The organism is Microcystis sp. LEGE 00066 (genome assembly GCF_015207925.1).
Taxonomy (GTDB): domain Bacteria; phylum Cyanobacteriota; class Cyanobacteriia; order Cyanobacteriales; family Microcystaceae; genus Microcystis; species Microcystis ichthyoblabe_A.
On record NZ_JADEVX010000337.1, the window covers coordinates 1 to 1777 of the forward strand.

The 1777-nt window shown below is 37.9% G+C and carries 1 protein-coding gene and 2 pseudogenes; 2 read left to right on the forward strand and 1 reads right to left on the reverse strand.

What is annotated here, in order from left to right; genetic code table 11:
- Positions 1-141, reverse strand: a pseudogene (locus IQ224_RS23280) (IS630 family transposase); the annotation flags it as partial.
- A 79-nt stretch (positions 142-220) separates the two neighbouring features.
- On the opposite strand from IQ224_RS23280, the pseudogene IQ224_RS23285 reads away from it, so the two are divergent.
- Positions 221-923, forward strand: a pseudogene (locus IQ224_RS23285) (IS5 family transposase); the annotation flags it as partial.
- A 34-nt stretch (positions 924-957) separates the two neighbouring features.
- Complete coding sequence (locus IQ224_RS23290; protein WP_002746849.1) at positions 958-1359, forward strand: hypothetical protein; 402 nt, start codon at positions 958-960, stop codon at positions 1357-1359.
- Positions 1360-1777 lie beyond the last annotated feature (418 nt).

Sequence of the window (1777 nt, forward strand, 5' to 3'; positions counted from 1 at the left end):
GCTCAATTCTTCTATCGTGGTTCCCTGAAAACTTAAGAGTATACATTTCGCTCGCTCTCTTACTTGATGATGTTTACTAGCTCGATAAATTCTCTCTAGCATTTTCTGGCTCTCGGGGTTTAGGTCTCTAATCAATCTCATTGTATTTTCCTGCTACTTCGTTTTTTCATGTATTATACTTCTTAATTTTTTATTTGGGTAATTAATTTTGCATGACTACTTAATAACACTAGAATATTGGCGAGAATATCGCACCTATTTTCATCTGGGAAATAGTTGGGGTATTAACGAATCAACGGCGTATAGAATTGTTAGGAAAGTAGAGAATATTCTCATCAAATCAGGTCTGTTTAATCTACCCGGAAAAAAAGCCCTCTTAGAAAGTAATAGTGAAATAGAAGTAATAGTGGTGGATGTGTCAGAACAGGAGATAGAAAGACCCAAAAAAAACAGAAATCATACTATAGTGGCAAGCAGGGATACCACACATTAAAGTCGCAAGTCGTTGCCGATCTCGCGCAGCGAGCGCGTTGCGACCAAAAAAGCGAGCAGGTAATCTGTGTCCGTTGTGAGAAAGGAAGAGTCCATGATTTTCGACTGTGGAAAGAGAGCAAAATAAGGTTAAATAAGAAAATAGAAATATTAGGGGATAAAGGCTATCAAGGAATTCAGAAGCTCCATCAAAACAGTCAAATTCCTCATAAAAAAAAGAAAAAAGAAAAACTAAGTAAAGAGCAAAAAAAGCCAATCGTCAGTTATCACAACGGCGTATAGTTATAGAACATATTCATCGTAGTCTCAAAATATTTCGGATACTTTCATCAAGATACAGAAATCGCAGACGGCGATTTGGTCTGAGATTGAATTTGATTGCTGGTATCTACAATTACGAACTTCGTTACCGACAAAAGGATATATCTTGATTACTTTTGCAAGAGATCTAATAGAATATGACACATGACGCAAAAACTAGATTCGAGCAAGAAATCAGGAGAAGAGATACTGCAAACCATCGAGCCAAAAGGGATTGCAGACGAATCAATGCGTCGGACAGTAGAAATATTACTGAACTTAATAGAGCAACTACAAGCAGAAGTCAAAGAATTACGAGCAGAAAATCAACAGTTAAAAGACGAAAACAACCGTCTCAAAGGAGAACAAGGCAAGCCAGACATCAAAGCCAACAAGAAAGGGTTGACCAACAATCAGTCATCAGAGAAAGAGAGAAAAACTCCAAAAAAGCACAATAAAGTCAGTAAGAACGGGACTATAAAAATAGATAGAGAAGAAATAGTAAAATACCCCCAAGATAAACTGCCAGCAGACGCAGAGTTTAAAGGCTATCAAGAAGCAGGGTAAGCGCATCTTAACAATCCTTGACAAAATCAACTTTATGTGAGTTGCTTACCCAGAGAGCGATTCAGGCATATTTGAGGAGAATTGGCCATCTCAATTGTTAAGCAAAAATCAACCAAATGTGAAGATTTCGTAACTATTCTGATTGACTGGTATCACTTCAAATGCCCACACAGCAAGCGGATCACAAAATTGGCCAATTGTCAATAGCGTTTGAGATGCTCTCACCCTGCGCTTCTACGGCTCTTTTTTCTGCTCTTCTCTGTTCGTCTAACTCTTGATTAATTTGGGTTTGCTGAATAATGGTAAAAACCTTACAGGAAAGGGCTTTTAGCTTGATTGAGAGCTTCCCAAATGCACTTAAATCTGCTAGAATCTCTTAAAACCCTTGCATCACCCTTGCATCTTCTCTAATTAGTGC

What these genes read in the sequence shown, in the direction of transcription:
- IQ224_RS23290 (WP_002746849.1), top strand. Translation starts at nt 958, where the DNA reads ATGACGCAAAAACTAGATTCGAGCAAGAAATCAGGAGAAGAGATACTG.